Annotated in this window: 21 protein-coding genes; 11 read left to right on the forward strand and 10 right to left on the reverse strand. The window is 67.3% G+C overall.

Annotation, left to right across the window (positions count from 1 at the left end):
* The first annotated feature begins 113 nt into the window (after nucleotides 1-113).
* The 3 genes from rplM to glmM are packed head-to-tail and all read left to right on the forward strand — an operon-like array spanning nucleotide 114 to nucleotide 2,444.
* A complete protein-coding gene (gene rplM, locus AC1REM_RS06760) occupies nucleotides 114-560 on the forward strand; it encodes a 50S ribosomal protein L13 (RefSeq protein ID WP_454126145.1) in 447 nt (148 codons plus the stop codon).
* Nucleotides 561-590: 30 nt separating this feature from the next.
* The gene (rpsI, locus tag AC1REM_RS06765; RefSeq protein WP_454126146.1) at nucleotides 591-1,070 is read left to right on the forward strand and encodes a 30S ribosomal protein S9; all 480 of its coding nucleotides are present in this window, start codon (nucleotides 591-593) and stop codon (nucleotides 1,068-1,070) included.
* 15 nt (nucleotides 1,071-1,085) lie between these two features.
* Nucleotides 1,086-2,444 (forward strand): phosphoglucosamine mutase, encoded by a 1,359-nt coding sequence (gene glmM, locus AC1REM_RS06770; RefSeq protein ID WP_492513935.1) that lies wholly within the window; start codon nucleotides 1,086-1,088, stop codon nucleotides 2,442-2,444.
* A 30-nt stretch (nucleotides 2,445-2,474) separates the two neighbouring features.
* Here glmM and lepB read toward each other — a convergent pair whose 3' ends face one another.
* The 3 genes from lepB to AC1REM_RS06785 all read right to left on the reverse strand — a co-directional run bounded on the left by lepB (nucleotide 2,475) and on the right by AC1REM_RS06785 (nucleotide 4,827).
* Complete coding sequence (gene lepB / locus AC1REM_RS06775) at nucleotides 2,475-3,179, reverse strand: signal peptidase I (protein ID WP_492513936.1); 705 nt, start codon at nucleotides 3,177-3,179, stop codon at nucleotides 2,475-2,477.
* Between the two features lie 32 nt (nucleotides 3,180-3,211).
* Nucleotides 3,212-3,862: a hypothetical protein gene (locus AC1REM_RS06780; protein ID WP_492513937.1), complete on the reverse strand. Its 651-nt coding sequence runs from the start codon at nucleotides 3,860-3,862 to the stop codon at nucleotides 3,212-3,214.
* Nucleotides 3,863-4,074: 212 nt separating this feature from the next.
* On the reverse strand, nucleotides 4,075-4,827 hold the full coding sequence (locus AC1REM_RS06785) for a helix-turn-helix domain-containing protein (protein ID WP_492513938.1): 753 nt from the start codon (nucleotides 4,825-4,827) through the stop codon (nucleotides 4,075-4,077).
* Between the two features lie 277 nt (nucleotides 4,828-5,104).
* On the opposite strand from AC1REM_RS06785, the gene AC1REM_RS06790 reads away from it, so the two are divergent.
* Nucleotides 5,105-6,454 carry a PqqD family peptide modification chaperone gene (locus AC1REM_RS06790; protein ID WP_492513939.1) on the forward strand — a complete coding sequence of 450 codons (1,350 nt, stop codon included), beginning with the start codon at nucleotides 5,105-5,107 and terminating at the stop codon, nucleotides 6,452-6,454.
* 7 nt (nucleotides 6,455-6,461) lie between these two features.
* On the opposite strand, the gene AC1REM_RS06795 is transcribed toward AC1REM_RS06790, so the two are convergent.
* Nucleotides 6,462-7,916: a tyrosine-protein kinase domain-containing protein gene (locus AC1REM_RS06795; protein WP_492513940.1), complete on the reverse strand. Its 1,455-nt coding sequence runs from the start codon at nucleotides 7,914-7,916 to the stop codon at nucleotides 6,462-6,464.
* Between the two features lie 118 nt (nucleotides 7,917-8,034).
* Here AC1REM_RS06795 and AC1REM_RS06800 point away from each other — a divergent pair, with 118 nt between their 5' ends.
* A complete protein-coding gene (locus AC1REM_RS06800; protein WP_492513941.1) occupies nucleotides 8,035-8,934 on the forward strand; it encodes a nucleotidyltransferase family protein in 900 nt (299 codons plus the stop codon).
* Nucleotides 8,935-9,018: 84 nt separating this feature from the next.
* Here AC1REM_RS06800 and AC1REM_RS06805 read toward each other — a convergent pair whose 3' ends face one another.
* Genes AC1REM_RS06805 through AC1REM_RS06815 form a run of 3 tightly spaced genes read right to left on the reverse strand, consistent with a single transcriptional unit; the run spans nucleotide 9,019 to nucleotide 11,172 of the window.
* On the reverse strand, nucleotides 9,019-9,768 hold the full coding sequence (locus tag AC1REM_RS06805) for an arsenate reductase/protein-tyrosine-phosphatase family protein (RefSeq protein ID WP_492513942.1): 750 nt from the start codon (nucleotides 9,766-9,768) through the stop codon (nucleotides 9,019-9,021).
* Complete coding sequence (locus AC1REM_RS06810) at nucleotides 9,765-10,211, reverse strand: VanZ family protein (RefSeq protein ID WP_492513943.1); 447 nt, start codon at nucleotides 10,209-10,211, stop codon at nucleotides 9,765-9,767. The genes AC1REM_RS06805 and AC1REM_RS06810 overlap by 4 nt, the downstream gene beginning before the upstream one ends.
* 19 nt (nucleotides 10,212-10,230) lie before the next feature.
* The gene (locus tag AC1REM_RS06815; protein ID WP_492513944.1) at nucleotides 10,231-11,172 is read right to left on the reverse strand and encodes a Ppx/GppA phosphatase family protein; all 942 of its coding nucleotides are present in this window, start codon (nucleotides 11,170-11,172) and stop codon (nucleotides 10,231-10,233) included.
* Nucleotides 11,173-11,230: 58 nt separating this feature from the next.
* Between AC1REM_RS06815 and coaA the strand changes: the two genes are divergently transcribed.
* Nucleotides 11,231-12,172, forward strand: coding sequence for a type I pantothenate kinase (coaA, locus tag AC1REM_RS06820; RefSeq protein ID WP_204939207.1), 942 nt, complete (start codon nucleotides 11,231-11,233; stop codon nucleotides 12,170-12,172).
* A 122-nt stretch (nucleotides 12,173-12,294) separates the two neighbouring features.
* On the forward strand, nucleotides 12,295-14,139 hold the full coding sequence (glmS, locus tag AC1REM_RS06825; protein ID WP_492513945.1) for a glutamine--fructose-6-phosphate transaminase (isomerizing): 1,845 nt from the start codon (nucleotides 12,295-12,297) through the stop codon (nucleotides 14,137-14,139).
* Between the two features lie 91 nt (nucleotides 14,140-14,230).
* On the opposite strand, the gene AC1REM_RS06830 is transcribed toward glmS, so the two are convergent.
* Nucleotides 14,231-15,067: a DUF559 domain-containing protein gene (locus tag AC1REM_RS06830; RefSeq protein ID WP_492513946.1), complete on the reverse strand. Its 837-nt coding sequence runs from the start codon at nucleotides 15,065-15,067 to the stop codon at nucleotides 14,231-14,233.
* A gap of 286 nt (nucleotides 15,068-15,353) precedes the next feature.
* On the opposite strand from AC1REM_RS06830, the gene AC1REM_RS06835 reads away from it, so the two are divergent.
* The 4 genes from AC1REM_RS06835 to AC1REM_RS06850 all read left to right on the forward strand — a co-directional run bounded on the left by AC1REM_RS06835 (nucleotide 15,354) and on the right by AC1REM_RS06850 (nucleotide 18,208).
* Nucleotides 15,354-15,710 (forward strand): holo-ACP synthase, encoded by a 357-nt coding sequence (locus tag AC1REM_RS06835; RefSeq protein WP_492513947.1) that lies wholly within the window; start codon nucleotides 15,354-15,356, stop codon nucleotides 15,708-15,710.
* Nucleotides 15,707-16,813, forward strand: coding sequence for an alanine racemase (gene alr, locus AC1REM_RS06840; protein ID WP_492513948.1), 1,107 nt, complete (start codon nucleotides 15,707-15,709; stop codon nucleotides 16,811-16,813). The genes AC1REM_RS06835 and alr overlap by 4 nt, the downstream gene beginning before the upstream one ends.
* Nucleotides 16,810-17,286 (forward strand): tRNA (adenosine(37)-N6)-threonylcarbamoyltransferase complex ATPase subunit type 1 TsaE, encoded by a 477-nt coding sequence (tsaE, locus tag AC1REM_RS06845; RefSeq protein WP_492513949.1) that lies wholly within the window; start codon nucleotides 16,810-16,812, stop codon nucleotides 17,284-17,286. Before alr ends, tsaE begins: the two co-directional genes overlap by 4 nt.
* A gap of 109 nt (nucleotides 17,287-17,395) precedes the next feature.
* Nucleotides 17,396-18,208, forward strand: coding sequence for a response regulator transcription factor (locus AC1REM_RS06850; protein WP_492513950.1), 813 nt, complete (start codon nucleotides 17,396-17,398; stop codon nucleotides 18,206-18,208).
* Here the strand turns inward: AC1REM_RS06850 and AC1REM_RS06855 are convergent, their stop codons facing one another.
* Entirely contained in the window at nucleotides 18,209-19,741 is a 1,533-nt protein-coding gene (locus tag AC1REM_RS06855) for a chitinase (protein ID WP_492513951.1), read from the reverse strand.
* A complete protein-coding gene (locus AC1REM_RS06860) occupies nucleotides 19,738-22,140 on the reverse strand; it encodes a glycosyltransferase family 2 protein (protein WP_492513952.1) in 2,403 nt (800 codons plus the stop codon). The genes AC1REM_RS06855 and AC1REM_RS06860 overlap by 4 nt, the downstream gene beginning before the upstream one ends.
* Nucleotides 22,141-22,203 lie beyond the last annotated feature (63 nt).

The following is a 22,203-nucleotide window of genomic DNA, read 5'->3' on the forward strand; positions in this document are numbered from 1 at the left end:
GCTCGGGTGCCGCGAACGTGAGCCCTCCACTGGCGTGTTCTCATCTCTCAAGAGAGAACCACCCCGGAGTGGGATTCACGAACCTCTCCGTTCGACAAGAAAGCAGCACTATTGTGACGCGCACTTACACCCCGAAGGCCGGCCAGGTCCAGCGTGACTGGGTCGTCATCGACGCCACCGACATCGTTCTCGGTCGTCTGGCCTCGCAGGCGGCCATCCTCCTGCGTGGCAAGCACAAGGCCACCTTCGCCAACCACATCGACGCCGGTGACTTCGTCATCATCGTCAACGCTGAGAAGGTCGCACTGACCGGACAGAAGCTCCAGAAGAAGATGGCGTACCGCCACTCGGGTTACCCGGGCGGCCTCAAGGCTGTCTCGTACGCCGAGCTTCTCGAGAAGAACCCCGTCCGCGCAGTGGAGAAGGCCGTCCGCGGCATGCTCCCCAAGAACACGCTCGGCCGCGAGCAGCTCTCGAAGCTCAAGGTGTACGCAGGTGCAGAGCACCCGCACGCCGCGCAGCAGCCGAAGACGTTCACCCTCGACCAGGTCGCCCAGTAAGCGCCGCACAGACTGACTAAGGACAAACTCGTGGCGAACACCGACACTGACTTCCCCCAGAACTACTCCACCGAGACTCCTGAGACGGAGGCCGTCGAGACGGCTCCCCGTCCCGTGCTGAGCGTTCCCGGCGCAGCCGTGGGTCGTCGCAAGCAGGCTATTGCCCGCGTGCGCCTCATCCCCGGCTCGGGCACCATCACGGTCAACGGCCGCACGCTGGAGGACTACTTCCCGAACAAGCTGCACCAGCAGCTGATCAACGACCCGTTCACGGCGCTCAACCTCGTTGGTGCCTACGACGTCATCGCCCGTATCTCGGGCGGCGGCGACTCGGGCCAGGCCGGCGCTCTTCGTCTCGGCATCGCTCGTGCGCTGAACGAGATCGACGCGGAGAACAACCGTCCGACCCTGAAGAAGGCCGGCTTCCTCTCGCGCGACGCTCGCGTCAAGGAGCGCAAGAAGGCTGGTCTCAAGAAGGCCCGTAAGGCGCCTCAGTACTCGAAGCGTTAAGCACTCAGTTCCTTCATGGCACTGTTTGGCACAGACGGCGTGCGGGGGCTGGCTAACGGCCCCCTCACCGCTGATCTCGCGCTCACCCTGGCCCAGGCGACAGCTGTCGTCCTGGGCCAGGGGCGTATTGCGGAGGCTCGCAAGGCCTCGGGCAAGCGGCTCACGGCGGTTGTCGCTCGTGATCCGCGCATCTCCGGACACTTTCTGAGCGCCGCGGTCGAGGCCGGGCTCGCTTCGTCCGGTGTCGACGTTCTCGACGCCGGGACGCTGCCGACCCCTGCTGCGGCCTTCCTGATCGCCGATATCGACGCAGACTTCGGCGTGATGATCTCCGCGTCCCACAATCCGGCAGAGGACAACGGCATCAAGATCTTCGCTCGCGGCGGCGTGAAGCTTCCCGACGATGTCGAACAGCGCATCGAAGAAGCGATGGCAGGACCCAAACTCCAGCCGACCGGTGCCGAGGTCGGACGCGTCACGCGGTTCTCTGATGCAGAGGACCGCTACGCGATGCACCTCCTTGCCTCGCTACCGCACCGCCTCGACGGCATTCACGTCGTGCTGGACTGCGCGCATGGTGCGGCATCCGGTGTGTCGCCCGAGACATTCCGCAACGCGGGCGCCAAGGTGACGGTCATCGGCGCCGATCCCGATGGTCTCAACATCAATGATGGCGTGGGTTCCACGCATCTCGACAAACTTGCCGGTGAGGTCATCCGTGTGGGTGCGGATGTCGGAATCGCGCATGACGGCGACGCTGATCGCTGCCTCGCTGTCGACGCCGAAGGCAACGTCATCGATGGCGATCAGATCATGGCGATCCTCGCGGTCGCGATGAAAGAGCGCGGGAGCCTCAAGGACGACACTCTCGTCGCCACCGTCATGAGCAATCTCGGACTGCACATGGCGATGAAGGAGCATGGGATCGCGCTGCGCCAGACCGCGGTCGGCGACCGGTACGTTCTCGAAGAGATGAACGCCGGCGGTTTCGCACTGGGTGGCGAGCAGTCCGGCCACGTCATCATGAGCGAGTTCGCGACCACCGGTGACGGTGTGCTCACGGGCCTGCATCTCGTGGCCGAGATGGCGCGACAGAAGAAGTCGATCGCCGAGCTGGCTTCTGTGATGACCGTCTACCCGCAGGTTCTGATCAACGTCAAAGGCGTCGACAAAGACCGCGTCGCCGATGATGAGCACCTCCAGGCATCGGTTCGCGAGGTCGAGTCCGAGCTTGCCGACAGTGGCCGTGTGCTGCTGCGCAAGTCGGGCACGGAACCGCTCGTGCGCGTCATGGTGGAGGCCGCGGATGCGGACTCCGCGCACTCCTACGCTGAGCGTCTTGCCTCGGTGGTCAAGGAGCGCCTCAGCCTCTGAGCATCTGCAGCAGCATAGCGATGGGCCGTTCTAAGGAACGGCCCATCGCTGTATCGGCCAGAGGATCGCGACGACCTTGCCCACGACGTCGCCTCCGTGGGCCCAGCGCCAGCACGTCGGGTCAGCATCCGTCACCCCGCGGCACTGCGCGGCGGAGTCGGATGAGTTGCCACGGTTGTCGCCAAGGACGAGGTAGGAGTCCTCTGGCACGGTCACGCTGTCGAAGCAGCGCAGCGACCTGGGGTCCGTCGTGCAGTCGACGGAGCCCGCGATGAAGGGGAAGTCCTGGAAGACGTAGGGCTCGTCGATGGGAATCCCGTCGACGATGAGCGCTCCCTGAGCGGTGCAGCATTCGACAGTCTGACCTGGCCCTGCGATCACGCGCTTGACGAGGGTGTGCTGTCCGGAGGGGCCGAATCCGCTCACAGAGCCGAGCCAGCGTGCGAAGGCGATCACAGGATTCGCGTCCTGCGGGGCGTGCGCGCCCCAGGTCTCATCGGCGTCGAACACGATGATGTCCCCCGTGGTCGGGACCGCTCCGACATAGGCGAGTCGGTTGACCAGCACCCGGTCGCCGATCTCCAGTGTCTGCTCCATAGAGGCCGAGGGCACCCAATAGGGCTTCGCGATGAAGGAGAGCACGAGGCCCACGACCACGAACGCGAGAACGAGGTGGAACCAGGCGCTGCCGGTGACGCGTTGACGAACGGTGCGTGGGCGAGGCGGGGCAGACACCACATCAGTATGCACTGCTGCCCCGCCGTGGCTCAGAGAATGCCGGCCCCGATCGGGACGCTGACGCCCGGCGTCGTGAGCTGCGCGAACTGTGTGCCGTTCGAGAGGAAGGTCGCCGTCACGGAGAAGTTGACGAGGACGTCGATCGCGATGTTGATTCCGGATCGGCCCGTCACCGCCCAGCCGATCGAACCGAAGTCGACCGTTGCGCCCGAGGCGATGTCACCGAGCGCGAACGTCGTCGACGTGTCCTGTGCGTAGAGGTCTCCCAGGACGCCGTCATTCAGAATGCGAGGCGTGACAGTGGTGCTGCCCACGATTGCGGCACCGGGCAGTGTGCGCGGAGCGAAGCCTCGCAGGTAGACATTGCCGACACCCAGGTTCACGCTGATGCCTGTCGCCTGGGCGACATCGAAGCGTGCGGTGACGTTAGGCACGATGCCGGGGGTGTTTGTCACCCGTAGTTGCGTGGGTGCGGAGGGCAGGATGGTGGCGCTGACGACACCGCCATCGAGCAGCGTCAGAGTCAGCAGCTGTGACGCCCCGCCCACCCACTGCACGGTCGCCGAGTTCACGGAGGCCGCAGCCATCGGCGTCGCCGCTGCCACCGCGAGGACCGGCACGGACCAGGCGGCTCCCTTCACGAGAGTGCGGCGGGAGATGCCCGTCGTGGTTTCCGTCATTGTGAGCCCCTCTTCTCCTGTGCACACACAGGTCTTGCGCGAATAGTTCATTCGCGAGGAGCGACGCATTGTTCCGCATCCCCCAGGAGCGACCCCGCACTGCTCAAGCTAGGGAGCCGCCGTGAGGGGCACACCTGGAGGGCTGCGCATTCTGCGCGAAATGTGCGCAAGTTGCGCGGATAGTTTGTAAGGGGTGGGACCCCTTCCGGTGTCTAGGCCGGTTCGTGCCTGCGGCTCTCGCGCACAGCTCGGGGACTCTGGTGGTACACGGCTTCTGTTGCGCGTCGCAGACTCATCGACGTGGCGAATCCGGACTTCTCGGCGACCTGCTCCACGGACAGCGCATCGAAGCGGCTGTCCGAGAGCAGTGTGTGGGCAGCGCGCGCACGGGCCCGGCGCAGCTCGAGCGCGATCGAAGTGCCTGACTCCGCGAACACGGCCTGCAGCTGGCGCAGCGATGCGTGAACCCCGGCGGCGATGCGCGCGGGGGTCAGAGCAGGATCCGCGCACTCCTGCGAGATCAGTCCCAGTGCGCGGTCACGCAGCACATCGTGTGGGGTGCCCTGCGCCCACTCGGGGCCTGTGCGATCCAGCAACACGGCTCCCGCCATCTCCATGGCCAGCTGCTCGATGGCCGAGCTCTCCACGGCTGATCCGGGGGAACTGGCCTGCAGGACAGCGGCGACGAAGCGATGCATGGCGGTGTCGAGCATCCGCGTGCTCTTGAACACGCCCACGCTGTTCGGCACGAAAGGCACATAGGCCTCGACGGCGCGCAGCGGCAGCTTGGCGACCGTGACGCTCCACGCGCCTCGAATGCGGATGCGCCGTGAACGAACGGTGGGAACGACGATCAGCGGCGCATCGAGGGAGCGCCATGCCTCGCCCGGCGTGCGTGCGCTGATGATGCCGGATTCGACGAAGACGAAGGAGACTTCCGGTTCAGTTCCGCGCGGGGGCTGCATGGAGAATTCGCAGGAGTGCCCCCACAGGCGCCAGAGCCCGACGTGGCCGTACCGTTGACCCTCGATGTCTACACCGAGCGATCCCGGGACTCTGACCAGGTCAAGCTCCGCCAGGCGAGTCGCAATCCGAACCGAAGGCTCGCGATCACCACCCTCTGTCGTGCTCGCTGTGGGCGACTTTGCCCGCTTTCTGGCTACGACAATCTGCGTCACCATTGAAACCGACCCCCACGCCCTCATCGCGAAAGAACCCACTTCGCTGGGTAGGGTAGCAGTCATGTCGCAGAAGGTCACCGTCCAGGCGCTGGGCGCCCTCATCGAGATCGATGCAACGGCACGGACTGCGTCTTCCTTCGCCGCGATCACGGCGGCATGGGCGGAGGGCAGGACCCATCGCACCTCCGCTGACGCCACCGTGGCGATCACCGCTGAGCACGACGATGACGTCATGCTCTCGCAACTCTCGACAGAAGTGACACTCGCGGCTCTTGCGCACAGGAAGGGCGAACTGTGGATGCTGCACGCGGCCGGCCTCGCGGATGAACGAGGCCACACGATCGCTCTCGTCGCACCCTCGGGAACGGGTAAGACCACCGCAGCGCGGGCCCTCTCGGCGGAGCTCGCCTACGTGAGCGACGAGACCGTCGGCATTGATCCGCAGGGCGGCGTGGTCGCGTACCGCAAGCCACTGTCGATCATCGAGTCCGCGAGCGCCCCCAAGGCGCAGGTCTCCTCCGCGACGCTGCCGGGGGTGTCTTGGCGGCCGCCCGTGCTGCGCCTTTCCAAAGTGGCGGTGCTGGACAGAGACCCGAAGGGTCCCGAGCACCCTGAGGTGACTCCTCTGGCCCTCGCGGATGCCCTTGAGCTGCTCGGGCCGCAGACGAGCTATCTGTGCGACCTGCGCGGGGGACTCCGAGTAGTGGCCGCATTGCTCGAGGCGACAGGGGGAGCAGTTCGCATCCGGTATCGCGAGGCGGAGACGCTCTTGCCGGTCGTGCGGGATCTGTTGGGCGCCGAGCCGCCGCAGCTGCCACTGAATCCGGCACCGCGGGCTCTGAACGAGCCGCGGGAGAACTCCGGGGAAGACGGCGACTGTTACTTCCACGCACCGGTGGTAGACGAGCTCGCCCTGGACGACGGCAGGGTCGCAGTCCTGCGACGGGGCGCGTCAGGTGGGGAGCTCCGCGTCCTCGACGGGGTTGGCCCGGCGATCTGGCAGGCGACCGCCTCGGGCGGCCGGTTCGACGACATTCATGCGCACGTGATCGCCGTGCATGGTGAGCCAGAGGGCGTCGACACGCAGGCTGTCCTGCAGGAGGCGCTCGCCGCGCTGGTTCGCGACGGTGAACTCGAGCATGAACGTGCCTGGTGCCTCGCCGATGACGTCGCATGGGTCGAGGAGGAGACGCGCACGACGGCGCTCGCGCTCACGGGGGAGCAGCCCGTTGTGCTCGAAGGATCTTCCGACATCATCTGGCGGGTCCTCAGCGCGGAGACGTCAATGGCGGAATCCGCACTCGTCCGACGGGTGGCGGAGCACTATGGCGAAGACGCTGCAGCGATCCACGGGGACGTCGTCGAGTTCCTGACGACGATGAGTCGTCGAGGGCTGATCGGGCTCGCCTGAACGCCGACTACCTCGCCCGCGTGCGCCGCGACGTCGGCTGCGGCATTTCCGCGGACGTGGACGGCTCCTCGTTCGCCGCGTACGCTTCGTAGCTTCCGTAGTATTCCCGACCGTAGTACGCCGAGGCGGATCCCGTGCGGGGAACACGGTTCAAGACGATGCCGAGCACCCGTCCTGTCGAGCGGGTGATGTTCGCCACAGCGCGCTGGAGCATGTCGAACGTCGTCTTTCCCGAGGACGCGACGATGATCACTCCGTCCGCGGAACCTGCCAGCACCGCTGCATCCGTGACCGGCAGCACCGGCGGTGAGTCAAGAATCACGATGGCCGACTCGCTCAGCGTGCGTATGAAGTCGCGCATGCGGTGCGAGCCGAGGAGCTCGCTCGGGTTCGGGGGGATGCGTCCCGCGCCGATCACGGCGAGTGGAGTTTCTTTCTGCGGGCGGAAAGCGACGTCCTCCAGCTGCGCGCGTCCGGCGAGGATGTCGGTGAGGCCGGCATCCTTCGACATGCCGAAGATGTCGGCGACCACTGGCCGACGAAGATCACAGTCGATCAGGATGGCCCACTGACCTGCCGCGGCCAGGCTCGATGCGAGATTCACAGACACCGTCGACTTGCCGTCGCCGGGAACTGAACTCGTCACGACGATCACCCGCGGTGGTTTGTCGACGTCGATGAACTGCAGATTCGTGCGCAGCTCTCGCATCGCCTCCACGGTGTGGTGAGACACCCGCTCGGTGGATCCGAGCGAGAAGTCGATCACCTGGCGCTCGCCGGTGAGATTCTTCTCCAAGGGGAGCGTGCCGATCACGGAGACACCGGTCTCCCGCTCGATGTCACGCGGATGCCGGACGCGACGGTCAAGGATGTGGCGGAGGAAGGCGTAGCCGAGGCCGATTGCCAGACCGATCAGTGCGCCGAGTGCCACATTGAGTCGGGTGTTCGGCGACGAGGGCGAGGTGGGAAGGCGCGCGGAGTCGCCCACCGTGAGCGTGACGGCGCCCGGGGTGGATGCTGTGCCGCCCTCGAGCTTGGCGATCTCTGTGGCCATGCCGCGCATCCAGGCCTCCGCAAGGGCCTGAGCTGCCTCCGGGGTGCTGCCGCTTGCGGTGACCTTGAGCGCGGTGGTGTCGATGGGGTTCGAGACCGTGACGCGCGGTACCAATGACTCCGGCGACGCGTCGAGGCCCAGCTCGTCTATGGCATGCTCGGCGACAGCGCGCCATGAACCGAGGTTCAAATACGACTTCACCCGACTCTGCGCGAGCTGGTTTCCGATGAGGGCACTGCCGGTCGAGCCGTCACTGGATGTCGCCGTGACGATGCCCGTGGCATCCGCCGTGTAGACCTTGGGCTGCAGCAGGCTCCAGCCGAACGCCGCACCCGCCCCCAGCGCTGTCGCCAGAAGGATGACGATCCAGTGTGCGCGCATGATGCGCAAGTAGTCCCGAAGCTCCACGCGAATCCCCTCAGATGCGGCGCGAGAATCGCGCGATTCCTCTAAGCGAGCATAGGGCGTGCGACCGTTTGTAGACTTCAGACGCAACACGTGCGTCGGCGGGGGAGACGAGGAACGAATGGAAGTAGCGCGACTCGACGTCTCCGCATCCACCGCACTGGCCCATGCGCGGACCGCGCATCTCGGCAGAGTGAACGGCATTCGCGTCCTCTCGATCAAGGGTCCCGTCGCCGATCACTATCGGCTGCGGCCGCCCCGAGTCGCCTCTGATGCGGATGTCTGGGTTGAGCCCGAGCGTCACCGCGAGTTCTGTCTCCTCCTCGAGGCGGAAGGTTGGCATCAGCGCGCGCTCAGGGAGGAACCCTCTTTGATCGGGCTGCACTCGGTGACGTACATTCATGACGAGTGGGGATGCGACATCGACGTCCACCACGACTTTCCCGGATTCTTCGCCGCAGGAGGAGCCGCTTTCGAGCGGATCTGGCGCGATCGCAGAGAACTCGCCGTCGCCGGCACCACTGTCACGGCGCCGTCGCGCGCGGGCGCCAGCGTGATCGCGGCGCTGCACGGGCTTCGCAACGTGAACATCGACCGGCATCGGCACGAGTACGAGTCGGTCGTGAAGGCGCTCACCATTGCGGGTGATGAGGAACGGACCGAGTTCTACGCGGTGGCATGCGAAGGCGGCGCGACGTGGGTGCTTCGTGATCTTCTCGAACGGACGGGCATCGGCACCGTTCGAGACGGTGAGGGCACGGAGCACCAGCGGAAGCGATGGGACCTGCACCGGACGGTCGGGAGTCAGGGGATGGGCGTGACCTGGTGGGTGCATGCTCGATCGCTCCCGTGGCACGCACGACCCGCGTTCATCGCGCGAGCGGTGTGGGTGAGGCGGGCGGAGATCCCTCGAAACGACGCCGCGATCATTCCCACGCGCGCTGAGGCCTGGCGTTTCCAGACCGCTCGCTGGGCCCGCGGGGCGCGTGCCCTGACGCGTCATCTGCTACGTCCGCGCTGACCCCGTCGCCGAGCGCGCTCCTCAGCCGTCGAGGTGGAATGTCAGATTCGCATCATGGTCTCGCCAGTGCGGGGGATCCAGCGGCTACGGCGTCAGAGCGGCGCGCAGCACGCGCTCGACCTCGTCGAGTGCGGGAACGAGTTCGTCTGCGGACTGCTGATAGACCTCTGCGGAACGACGGTACGGGTCGATGACGTCGTCATTGCTCTGATCGGCCGGAGCCTTGCCGCGCTGGTCGGCGACGGCGCGAAGCACCGCCTGCACGCGGGCATGCGGGTCTGAGCCCGCAGCATCCGCCGCGGCGCGAGCCTCTTCGGTCGTCAGAGTCGAAGACAAGCGAGCGAACTCGCGCACCGGGAACGCCCGGCGCAGAAGGCTCGGCATCATCTGCACGGCGTGCGAGCGATGTTCGCGCGCCATCGTGATGACAAGATCGGACTCCGTGAGCAGCGGCTCCACCAGGTAGCGGGCGGCGTGTGCCGAGGCATCCGCCTCGGAAGCCCCCAACCGGAGGGCGAGTTCCTGCGCCTGCGCGGTCATGGCATGACCCACGAGGGCGTGCGTGCCGGCGCTGTGCACCCGCACGCCCAGATCGCGCAGACGCTCGCGCAGCAGCACCTCGGCCATGGGCGAGCGGCAGATGTTGCCCGTGCAGACGGTCAGAATCGTGATCGGGTTCGCCGGGGCATCCGCGGCGGTCGGCCGCGCGTCGGCGAGCGGGACGATGCCCTCGAAAGGCGCGCGCGTCGCCGGAATCGGCTCAGCGGACGCCATCTTCTCGCGCCATTCACGACGGCTCAGATTGGGCCGAGTGTCGTCAAGATCGTGACTCATGACTCCAGCGTAGAACGTCGGCGGTGTGTCATCGTCACGACGATCTGCCACAGCGCCCATCCGAGCGCAGCGCCCGCCGTGTTCGCGATCACGTCCGACAGCGTCGGGAATCTTGTCGGCAGCAGGAACTGCACGCATTCGATCAGCACGCTTGTCGCGCAGCCAGCGATCGTCACTCCCCACCAACGCAGGCGCGGGGCGGATGTCGAGAGCAGCAGCCCGAACGGAACGAACAGCGCGATGTTCGCCAGGAACTCCAGCGGTGCGTACGCCGCGTCGAACGAGACTCCGAACCCGGCGGAGATCCACTCCGCGATCGTCGCGATGATGCCCGTGACTCGCGACGCGTCCTCACCCGGAAGCCACACGATCAGCGCGAGTACGACGAGATATGGCACCAGCAGCACGCGCGCGGCGAGGCGCAGGCGTGTGTCGGTCAGCATCCCTCCACCATAGAACCGCTCAGCGCGCTGTCGCCCACTCCATCTGTTCGATGTAGCGCAGCAGCACACCCTCGCGGAGCGCCCACGGGGAGACCTCGAGCTCGTCCACGCGCAGCGCTGTCATCGCCGCGTGCAGAGCCACAGCGGCCGCGACGATCTGGAACGTGCGGTCGGGTGTGATGCCGGGCAGCTCCTGACGAGCGGACGCGGGGAGCCGGGCGAGTCGGGGGATCCAGGATCCGAGCTCGCCGCGGCGCAGCAGCATCCGCTCTCCGCCCTGCGCGCCCGGGAGCGGGGAGCCGGCCAACCGCGCGAGCGAGCGGATGGCCTTCGACGAGCCGACCACGCGATCCGGGCGGGGGAGCGTCGCGAAAGATGCTGCGACCGGGGCGAGAACCTCGTCGGCGTGCGCGCGCAGATGCTCGACCGCATCCTCGCCGGGCGGGTCGTTCGGCAGGAACTGCACCGTCAGCCGCCCTGCGCCGAGCGGGATGGATGCGGCGACATCGGGAACCTCCTCGGCGCCGGACGCGATCTCGAGCGACCCGCCGCCGATATCGAACAGCAGAATGCGACCGGCCGACCAGCCGAACCAGCGGCGCACCGCCAAGAACGTGTGCCGCGCCTCGGCCTCGCCCTCCAGTACCTGCAGGGGCTGGCCGAGGATCGCCTCCAGGCGAGCGATCACGGCGGGGCCGTTCGCCGCCTCGCGCACCGCACTCGTCGCCGTCGCCAGCAGCGCATCCACGCCCTCGGCGGTCGCAACGGCCTTCGCCTGCGCGACGGCAGCCTCCAGTGCCTGAACGCCCTCCTCGCTGATCGCGCCGGCCGGCGTCAGATAACGCATGAGCCGCACGATGGTGCGATCGCTCGTCGTCGCGAGCGGACGACCGCCAGGGTGCGCATCCGCCGCCAGCAGATGCACCGTGTTGGAACCAATGTCGAGAACTCCGAGTCGCACGTCACGAGAGTAGTCCTCCCGCGTCGGCGTCGAGTCCCGCATCAGTACCATTGAGGCTGTGACCGCCGATCAGAAGACGCCGCTCTCGCCGTACCGGCAGATCGACCGTGCAGAGTGGGCCCGCCTTGCGCAGGGCCTCGACCAGCCGCTCAGTGAGACAGAAGTCGTGGAGATCCGCGGCATCGGCGACCGCCTCGACGTGACCGAGGTGCGCGAGGTCTACCTTCCGCTCAGCCGTCTGCTCAGCCTGTACGCGACCTCGACGAAGCGTCTCGGCGCGGCGACCAGCACGTTCCTGCAGGAGGAGGACTCCACAACGCCGTTCGTCGTCGGCGTCGCAGGGTCGGTGGCGGTGGGCAAATCGACGATCGCCAGACTCCTGCGCGAGCTGATGAGTCGGTGGCCGGGAACGCCGCGCGTCGAACTCGTCACGACCGACGGCTTCCTCTACTCGAATGCCGAACTCGAGCGCCGCGGCCTCATGGACCGCAAGGGCTTCCCCGAGTCGTACGACCGCAGGGCGCTCATCGACTTCCTGACGGAGGTCAAGAGCGGCGCGGCCGAGGTGCGCGCACCTTTCTACTCGCACATCCGCTACGACATCGTGCCCGACGCGCACGTCGTCGTGCGGCGCCCCGACGTCGTGATCGTTGAGGGGCTCAACGTGCTGCAGCCCCCCGCCGCGCCGAACGACGTCGCCGTGAGCGACCTGTTCGACTTCTCGATCTTCGTCGATGCTGCTCCCGAGAACATCGAGCAGTGGTACGTCGATCGCTTCCTTGCATTGCGCAAGGGTGCGTTCTCCAATCCCTCGTCGTACTTCAACGTCTTCGCACACCTCACCGACGAGGAAGCCGTCACGACGGCTCTCGGCTATTGGAACGACATCAACATGCCCAACCTCGTCGAGAACGTCTGGCCGACGCGGCACAGGGCCTCACTCGTGCTGAACAAGGGCACTGATCACGCCGTCGAGAGCGTTCTGCTGCGTAAGCTCTAGGGCTCGCAGAAGGCGGATGCCGCGGCATCCCCTTTCTGCATCGCCACCAGCGGTTATGTTCGGCGTCTGTACAGAACAAATGTTCAGCACCTTCGCAAAAATCCGGCTCTACTCTGGGCGTTATGTGTGGAATCGTCGGATACGTGGGGCCGCGCCCCAGCCAGGAAATCCTGATCGCCGGACTCGCCCGACTGGAGTACCGCGGATACGACTCCGCAGGCATCGCAGTGATCGACGCCGACGGCGACCTCAACATGCGCAAGAAGGCCGGCAAGCTCAGCGTGCTGCGCGACTCGCTCGCTGAGCACGAGCTCGCCGACGGGACGACCGGCATCGGTCACACGCGCTGGGCGACCCACGGTGGGCCCACGGACGTCAACGCGCATCCGCATCTCGCCGACGATGACCGTCTCGCAGTCATTCACAACGGCATCATCGAGAACTTCTCCGCACTGCGCGCCGAGCTCGAAGCAGAGGGCGTGACGTTCCGCAGCGAGACAGACACCGAGGTTGCCGCTGCGCTGCTGGGACGCGAGTACCGCAAGACCGGCGATCTGCAGAGCGCGTTCCTCGCGGTCGTCAACCGCCTGGAAGGTGCGTTCACGCTGCTCGCCATGCACCAGGACCAGCCGGGGCTCGTGGTCGGCGCTCGCCGCAACTCCCCGCTCGTGATCGGCCTGGGCGAGGGGGAGAACTTCCTCGGATCCGACGTCGCCGCCTTCGTCGAGCACACGCGTCACGCGCTCGCGATCGGGCAGGACCAGATCGTCTCGATCACCCCGGATGCCGTCACCGTCACCGACTTCGAAGGCAATCCGGTCCAGCCGGAGCCGTTCGAGGTCTCGTGGGACGCGGCGGCGGCAGAGAAGGGCGGATGGCCGAGCTTCATGGCGAAGGAGGTCGCCGAAGAGCCCGAGGCCGTCGCGAACACGATCCGCGGTCGCGTGCATGACGGTGCCGTCGTCATCCCGGAACTCGACGGACTCGACGAGCTGTTCACCGGCATCAACCGCATAATCATCACTGCCTGCGGCACGGCGTCGTACGCGGGTCTCGTCGGAAAGTACGCGCTGGAGCACTGGGCGCGCATCCCCGTCGACGTCGAGCTCGCGCACGAGTTCCGCTACCGGGACCCGGTGATCGGCGCCGACACGCTCGTCGTGTCCATCAGCCAGTCGGGCGAGACGATGGACACGCTCATGGCGGTGAAGTACGCCCGCGAGCGCGGCGCCCGAACCCTGTCGATCTGCAACACCCAGGGCGCGACGATCCCGCGCGAGTCGGATGCCGTCGTCTACACGCATGCCGGACCCGAGGTCGCCGTGGCATCCACGAAAGCCTTCGTCGCCCAGATCACCGCGCTGCTTCTGCTGGGTCTGCACGTGGGACGTGTTCGCGGTTCGCTGGAGGACGGAGCGGCCTCGGTCGCTGAGCTCGAGGCGCTGCCCGCCAAGCTCGCACACGTCCTCGAGTCTGAGCAGGGCCACGTCGCCCAGCTCGCAGGCTGGATGGCCGACACCCGCTCCGTGCTGTTCCTCGGGCGTCACGTGGGCTACCCGATCGCGCTCGAGGGTGCGCTGAAGCTCAAGGAGATCTCGTACATCCACGCCGAAGGCTTCGCCGCCGGTGAGCTCAAGCACGGTCCGATCGCGCTGATCGAGCCGGGCCAGCCGGTGTTCGTGATCGTCCCGTCGCCGCGGCACTCGGCCCTCATCCACGCCAAGGTCGTCTCCAACATCCAGGAGATCCGCGCCCGCGGCGCCAGGGTCATCGTGGTCGCCGAAGAGGGAGATGCCGCCGTGCTCCCGTTCGCCGACGAGGTCATCCGCATCCCGCTCGCCGGGGCCTTCTTCGAGCCGATCCTCGCGGTCATCCCGCTGCAGATCTTCGCCATGGCGCTGGCCACGGCGAAGGGCCTGGATGTAGACCAGCCGCGCAACCTCGCCAAGTCCGTCACCGTCGAGTGACCCCGGGCACGGGGGCGGGAGATTCGGGCGCAGGCCGCCGTCGACGGCCGATGCGGCCGCCAGGCGTGAAATCTCCCGCCATCCGTACCCTTCATCCACGTCGGGCGCGGACGATCGCGGCGGTGATCGCCCCGACGACGGCGTCCCAATCGTGAACGATCTGCGCATAGTCGAACCGCAACGTCTCATAGCCTCGGCGTGAGGCTGCGGCATCGCGGACCAGGTCGCGGTGCCGCTTCGGCACGCCCTCATGGCTGGCCCGTCCGTCGGCCTCGATGATGAGGCATCCTTCGAGGAGCATGTCGACGCGGCCCACGCCCGCGATCTCGACCTGTGGCTGCACGATGATCCCGAGCAGGTGAAGGCGTAGCCGGAGAAGCGACTCGAGCCCGCTCTGCGCATCGCCCCGGGCGAAATCGACCAGCCACTGCGCATCGCGGGGAAGCGCAGCCCGGATGCGCTGGCGCGCAGACGCCGACAACAGCCTCAGGTTCCACGCGGACTCGAACGCGGCGAAGAAGAGCTCGGAACCGTGACAGGCGAACGCGTGCACAAGGGCGTCTTCGAGCGGCGCGATCCCGAGCAGGAGACGCCCGGGGCGGTAGTGCGGCACGCAGCGACATCCGGAATGCGCGTGCGTGCGATGCCCCGGCCCGAGCCACACGTGCACATGCTCGTCCTGAACATCCAGCACCCAGACGCAGTGCAGGCGCAGGGCGCGGGCACAGGTCACTGCACCGCCGTGGGCCGCGGCGATGACCACGTCCTCGTGAGCGTCGCGGGACGCGAAGACGCCGGGCCGAACGCGGACGATGGTGCGCTGATGGACAGCGGCGCTCAAGCGTTTGCGACTCCAGCCGTACGTCGCGAGTTCGGTTCCGCGCGCGATGCCGTCGCGGGCCGCGAGGATGGTTCTGAGCTGAGGCATCCGATCATCGTGCGTCCGGGTCGCGGCCGGCGGCTCGTCGATCCCGGAACCTGTGCACGGGACGAGAGAGACGCGTGCTGTGCAGAAGGCGTCGACGACATCTGCGGCCCCCACGCTTCGCCGCGCGACAGGACGGATGGCGGGAGCGGGCGCCTCAAACAGGGCTGAACCCATCCGTTTCTCCGGCCAGGCGGGGAATCTCCCGCCATCCGTGCCGGAGCGGTGAAGAGGACAGGATGAGAGCCACACCCGGTCCCGGCCCGGACCCGGCGACTAGGCTGGAACGGTGATCATCGGCACCGGCATCGATCTTGTGGACATCCCGCGGTTCGAACGCACGCTCGAGCGCACGCCGCGGTTGATGGAGCGCCTTTTCGCCCCGTCGGAGCGGATGCTGCGCCTGCCGTCTCTCGCCGCGCGCTACGCGGCCAAAGAGGCCCTCATCAAGGCTCTCGGCGGTTCGGACGGCGTGCACTGGACCGAGATCGAGATCGCCTCCGAGGCATCCGGCCGCCCGATCTTCGTGCTGTCCGGTTCCACGGAGGAGGTCGTGCGCGAGCGCGGGATCACCACCGTGCACCTGACTCTCACACATGATGCCGGAATGGCCGCCGCGTTCGTCGTCGCAGAAGGAGCACCGTGACCGATCTGTTCCGTGAGGCCGTGATCGACCTCGACGCCATCAGCGACAACGTCCGTCACCTGCGCCGACTCACCGGCGTCGACGTCATCGGCATCGTGAAGGCCAACGCCTACGGGCACGGCGACGCCGCGGTCGCCGTGGCAGCGCTCGCCGGCGGTGCCAACCGCCTCGGTACCGCGACGATCGATGAGGCGCTCGCGCTGCGGCGTCACGGCATCACCGCGCCGCTCATGGCATGGCTGCACGCGCCGGGGGAGGACTTCCACGCAGCCGCCGAGGCACGCATCGAGGTCGGCATCTCGTCCTTCGCTCAGATCGAGGCAGTGGGTCGCGCGGCGACAGTCGAACCCGTCGGCGTGCACCTCAAGCTCGACACCGGGCTCTCGCGCAGCGGCATCGCGCCCGCACAGTGGGAGCGGGTCTTCGCCGAGGCGGCGCGCCTGGAGCGCATCGGCCGCATCCGCATCATCGGCCTCTTCAGCCACCTGTCCAACACATCCGACGACGACGACCGGGCGGCGCTCGCCGAGTTCGAGCGCGGCGGCGCGCTTGCGGCGGCATCCGGCATCCACCCGGAGATCCGACACCTCGCCGCGACCGCCGCCGCGATCGCGTTGCCGAAGACGCGCCTCGACGCCGTCCGCATCGGGATCGGCCTGTACGGCCTCTCGCCGTTCGACGATCGCACCTCCAGCGACCTGGGCCTGCGCCCGGCGATGACACTGCGTGCCGCTGTCGCTGCCGTGCGTCGTGTGCCTGCAGGCACGGGCGTCTCCTACAACTACGTGCACCGCACCGCCGCCGAGACGACGCTCGCCCTCGTCCCGCTCGGCTATGCCGATGGTGTTCCGCGCCAGGCATCCGATCTCGGGCCCGTGATGATCAACGGACGACGCTTCCAGGTCGCCGGCCGCATCGCGATGGATCAGTTCGTGGTGGATGTCGGCGATCATCCGGTCGACGTCGGCGACGAGGTCGTGCTGTTCGGCGATCCGACGCTCGGCGTGCCTTCGGCCACGGAGTGGGCGGATGCCGCCGGCACGATCAACTACGAGATCGTGACCCGCATCGGCAATCGCGTGCCACGCCGGAGCGTCTCATGACCCTCGCCGGACGCCGGGAGATCGCGACGACCGACGGCATGGAGCGACTGGGACACGAGGTCGGCACGGCGCTCCGCGCGGGCGACGTCGTGATCCTCACGGGTCCACTCGGCGCAGGCAAGACGACGTTCACGCGCGGCCTGGCTGAGGCGCTCGGCGTGCGCGGGCCGGTGCAGAGCCCTACGTTCGTGATCGCTCGCACACACCCGTCTCTTGTGGGCGGGCCGGACCTCGTGCACATGGACGCGTACCGTCTCGGCTCCGCCGCAGAGGTCGACGACCTCGACATCGACGTCACGCGTTCTGTCGTGGTCGTCGAATGGGGACGCGGAATGGCGGAAGAGCTCGCCGACGAGTGGTGGGACATCGAGATCGAGCGCCCGATCGGCGCGCAGACGGATGCTCCGGACGAAGAGCTCGACGCAGATGCGCCGCGGATCGTCACGATCGAACGCCGCACCGCTTCACGCTGATCCGACGGCGTTTCCCTTGAGACACGCCCGACCGGTAGGATATCGGCCGACTACCCCGTCGCGTGCGCCTGCGTTCAGTGACAGCCCCGAGAGATGAGCTTTCGCCTACATGACTGATCCATCCGCACTATCGCAGACCGCCGTGATCATCGAAGACGACGCCGCCGTTCGAAGCCTGCTCGACGAAGTCTTCCGGTCGGCCGGATTCCGCACGGTCATGGCCGAAACCGGCACCGACGGCGTTGAGGCGGTCATCGCGCACCAGCCGACGATCACGACCCTCGACATCAACCTTCCTGGCATCGACGGCTTCGAAGTGGCCAGGCGCATCCGCAAGGTCAGCTCGACCTACATCATCATGCTGTCGGCGCTGGCGGAAGAGTCCGACATCGTGCTGGGACTCGCTTCGGGCGCCGACGACTACCTGACGAAGCCGTTCCGACCGCGAGAGCTGCGTGCCCGGATCGAGGCGCTGATGCGCCGCCCGCGCACCGAGCTCTCTGTTCCGGATGCTGCCGCTGCCGCCGTCGTTCCGGCGCGAAACCCCACCGTGTCTGTCGACCTGCCCGATCTCGAGGGGGCCGCCGTCTGGCGCCTGCACCGCGATCTCAGCCTGAACCTGGAGACGCACACGGTTCTCGTCGCGCAGAAGGAAGTCGATCTGACTCCCACCGAGTTCGGATTGCTGGCGACTCTTCTCGAGTCGAAGCGCCGCGTGCGCAGCAAGGCCGACCTCGCACTCGTACTGCGCGGCGAGGCGTTCGCGTCATCGTACTTCGTGGGCGAACCCGACAAGCGGGTCATCGAAGCGCACATGGCGAACCTGCGACGCAAGATCGGCGACAACACGGCGGATCCGCGGTACATCGAGACCGTCCGCGGGGTGGGCTATCGCCTCACCCCGCAGGTCGACGGTCGCTGACTACTCCTCGTCGATCAGCGCCCAGGGGGAGCGGTCGCGGTCGGTGATGCCGTCGCTGGGCAGATCTCCCTGCGTCCACCACTTCGCGCGGTAGCCCACGCCTTCGAACATCACTCGGGCGCCCTTCTCGAACGCCTGCGTCTCCGACCACTCGGGGTACGTCCCGGCGGGCAGTGTCGGCAGAGAGAACGGCTCATCATCCGGCATGACCGGGCCGACGAGCACCCAGGAGGTCTGATCGGCCGTCGCGATGGGGTCGTCGGGCTGTGGGCCGCCCGTCACCCACCACTTCGCTGAATACACGTAGCCGTGCCAGACGACGCGCACGCCCGCGGAGTACGACGTCTCCGGTGACCAGATCGGATACGGGCTCGTCGCGGGGTCGTCGGGCACGGGGGTGAACGGTGCGGGCGCAGGATCATCGCTTTCGAGCCGTTCGCCGTCGAACCCGTTGGCGAGCACGCCCGCGAATGATGTACCGGCCTGATCGACGCCACTGCACGCATCCGACACGACCGAGAGGTCGGGATAGTTCGTGCCGCACTGTCGATCGCGATTGAGTGACCACATCGAAAGGCGTGCGAGCTTCGCCTTGCGGGCGAAGGCGTTGAGCTCGCGCGCATCATCGATCGTGAAGACCTCGCTCGCGATGTCGTTCTGGCCGATCATGGGCGTCGCGCCGAGCACCGCCCAGGCGCCTTCGGCCGGGAGACCGATGCGCAGCTCCGCGTAGATATCCGCGAGCTGATCGTGCGTGGCTTCCAGAGCTTCGATCGAGATGTCGGCGAGCGATCGCCGATTGAGGTCGGTGCCGTAGTTCATCGTCATGACGTTGACGCCGGCGAGATCGACGCCGCCGCGCAGCAGCGTGCGCACGGCCTGCAGACCCTCGTCGGTGAGCCCATCGGTCGCGACCGGCAGCGTCACCCAGACATCCAGGCGCCCTCCCGCGGCCTCGCGCTGCTGCTGCAGTGCGGCGACAGCATCCGCGCGGCGCTCGGCCGCGACCGTGTCGGCCAGGTTCTCGCCCTCCAGATCGAGGTCGATCGTCGTGATGTCGTAGCGGTCCAGAACCGCCGAGTACGCCTTCATGAGGTCCGGAACCGACGCGCAGGCCGAGGCCAGTTCGGTATTGATCGCGCCACCGAAGGAGACCGCGACGTGCGTGCCGTCTCGGCGCATCTGGTCGACCCTGCGGTCAAGGTCGAGCTCGCTGCCTGCCTGCCGCAGGCCGTACGCGCCGCCCCAGGTCGGCACGCAGCTCATGTCGCTCTGGGCGACGATGAACGCGAGCACGACGGTGTCGGAAGCGTCGCTCGCGTTCGGCTGCTCCGAGACGGGCGCGGCGGTGACGTCGAAGTATCCGCCGAACCAGTGCGGTCCCGCACCCGCGGTCGTGATGGGTGCGGTGCGCGACAGCTGCCACGGGACGACGATCGCGGCACCCGTGACGGCGAGGACGACGGCCGCGCCGATGAGCACGCGCAGCGGCGACAGGCGCTTGCCGGGGTGACGGCCGGTACGGACACTCATGCGGACACGCTCACGTTCTCATCGCGGGTTTCGGTGACGGGGGAGGGACGGCGGAAGGAGGCGTCGTCGGCGCCCACCGCGGGCACGGTGTCGTACCGAGGGGTGGCCGATGCGGGCAGCACGCTGCGCGTCTCCGCGGCACGACGGATCTCGTCGACGCCGCGCGCACCGGGAGCCGGGTGGCCCTCGTGCAGCACTGTGCGCCAGTCGCGGACGGGCGCAGCATCCGCCTCTCCTGCTGCCGCGGCGTCGGCGTCCTCCACCCACATCCAGTCCGTGAGCCCGTACCAGGTGTCCACGAGTGCGGCGCGGATGCCGACGTTCGCCAGGAACGACCAGGTCGCCAGCGTCGCGTTGACGAGCGAGAAGGCGAGCGTTCCCCAGGATCCCTGCTGGAAGCTGATCCAGGCGACGAAGCCCGAGTACACGATGATCACGATCGGAGCGACGATGTACAGCAGCGGAGCGCTGGTGCGGTCCTTGACCTTCGGCGTGCGTGCGAAGGGGATCTTCATGCCGGTCAGACCCTGCTGGATCGACTTGAGGACTCCGGCCATGTTCACGGGCAGCAGGATCAGGTTGAAGCCGTAGATCCGCAGCACATCCGTGCGCTTGTAGCCGCAGTACTTCAGATCACTCGCCATCGCAAGGAAGTACGGCAGCGCGCCCAGCAGGATGAACGGGCTCACGAGCCGGTTGTCGTAGGGGTACACGAGCAGGAAGATCAGCCCCACGCTCGCCCAGGCGATCGAGGCCATGTAGTTCAGTCGCAGAGCGACTTCGCCGAGCGACAGCGGCGTGTAGGCGCGACGCTGTTCGCGCACGCGACGCCACATCTTCGGCATGATCAGCAGACCGCCGTTCGCCCAGCGTCGACGCTGCACGATGAGTGAGCCGAAGTCCGGCGGCGTCGCGCTGTAGCTCAGGCGCTCGGGGTAGTTGACGAGCTTCCAGCCGTGCACGGCGAGGTCGATGCTCGATTCGGTGTCTTCGATGACCGTGCGGTCCTGCACGTAGCGGCGGATCTCGAAGCCGTTGTCATTCTCGATCTCGAGAATGTCGTCGAGTGCCTCCATGCGGATGACGGCGTTCGCCCCGACCCAGAAGGTCGCGTTGTGATATGTCATGCCCTGATGCAGGATGTGCTGCACATCGGTGGTCGCACCAGCCAGCCGCTCGAGGCGGGTGGGCGCCCCGCGGAACGACGAGTAGGGCGTCTGCGTGACGGCGACGGTGGCGTTCTCAGGCTGCTCGAGGAAGTGCACGAGTCGCAGGCAGTAGTCGCGCAGCAGCAGCGAGTCGGCGTCGAGCGTCAGCACGAAGTCGGAGTAGGGGATGTCGAGATCGGCCCGCGCGCCACCGGGGGCCGGTCGCAGCATGATGCCCTTCTCCGTGTGCTCCTCGACGAAGCGCCCACCGAGAAGGCCGATGTACGAGTTCAGGTTCATCGCCTTGTTCGCCTCGTGCGACAGCGAGATGTACTTCTTGCGCTCGAAGCTCGCGATCTCGGCGGTGAAGATCCACACCAGGCGTCGCAGCAGCTCGTGCACGCGCTCGGCGGGGAGGGTCGAACCCTCGGCGATCGCAGTCCCCACTGCGATCGCCGAGGATTCGAGATCATCAGCCAGTCCGAGCAGAACCTCGTCGATGAAGAAGTCGTCGACGTGGTCCTCTCGCGGCACGCGGGCGGCAAATCTGTGCAGCCAGTCCACGGCATCGTGGTACGCGCCTTCCACGAGCAGGAGGCCGTTCGCGGCATCCCAGTCCTCTTCGAACTCCTCCAGCGTGGTCTGGAACAGCGCAGCAGGCTCGGCCATCTCGAGCGCGATCTCCTGTGCGATACCGCGGGTCTCCGCCATCCGCGCGATGGCGTTCTCGCCTTGCGGGTTCGGGTTGTCATCGATCAGGAGGACCACTCGCAGCGAGGGGTACTCCTGCAGCGCGGCAGACCAGAGCGTCTTGCGGATGACCGCCGGCTCCTCGGCGTACGACGGCACCAGGACGGTCAGCGGGCGATGCGCGTGCGCGAAATGCCGGTCGAGTTCGGCGCGGGGCGTGCGGTGGTGCGTGCGGAAGCGCTCGAACGCTCCCTGCCGTGCGACGAGGTACATGAGGGCCGAGAAGGTGAGGAACGTCACGACGATGACGTAGGAGGCTCCTTCGATCACTCTCCAGGGCGTGTCGAACTCGCCCGCGAAGAACAGCGTCACCACCACCGTGAGCACGTAGAGCATCCACATCGCCACGGTCACCCAGATCGCGACGCGACCGAGGATGAGCTTCGTGGTGGACGGGCGCTCGTGCACGGCAGGCAGCGGTGGCTTCGGGCGCTCAGCGCCCCACTGTCGACGGCGGCGCGGTGCGGGCGTCGTGTCGGGTACAGACGTCGTCTCGCTCATTGCTTTCCTCTTCCCCAGCGCCCGTACGGGGTAGTTTCGGGCGCCCCACAGTCAGGCTAGGGG

Source organism: Microbacterium sp. GW823-FHT02G05 (genome assembly GCF_058797175.1).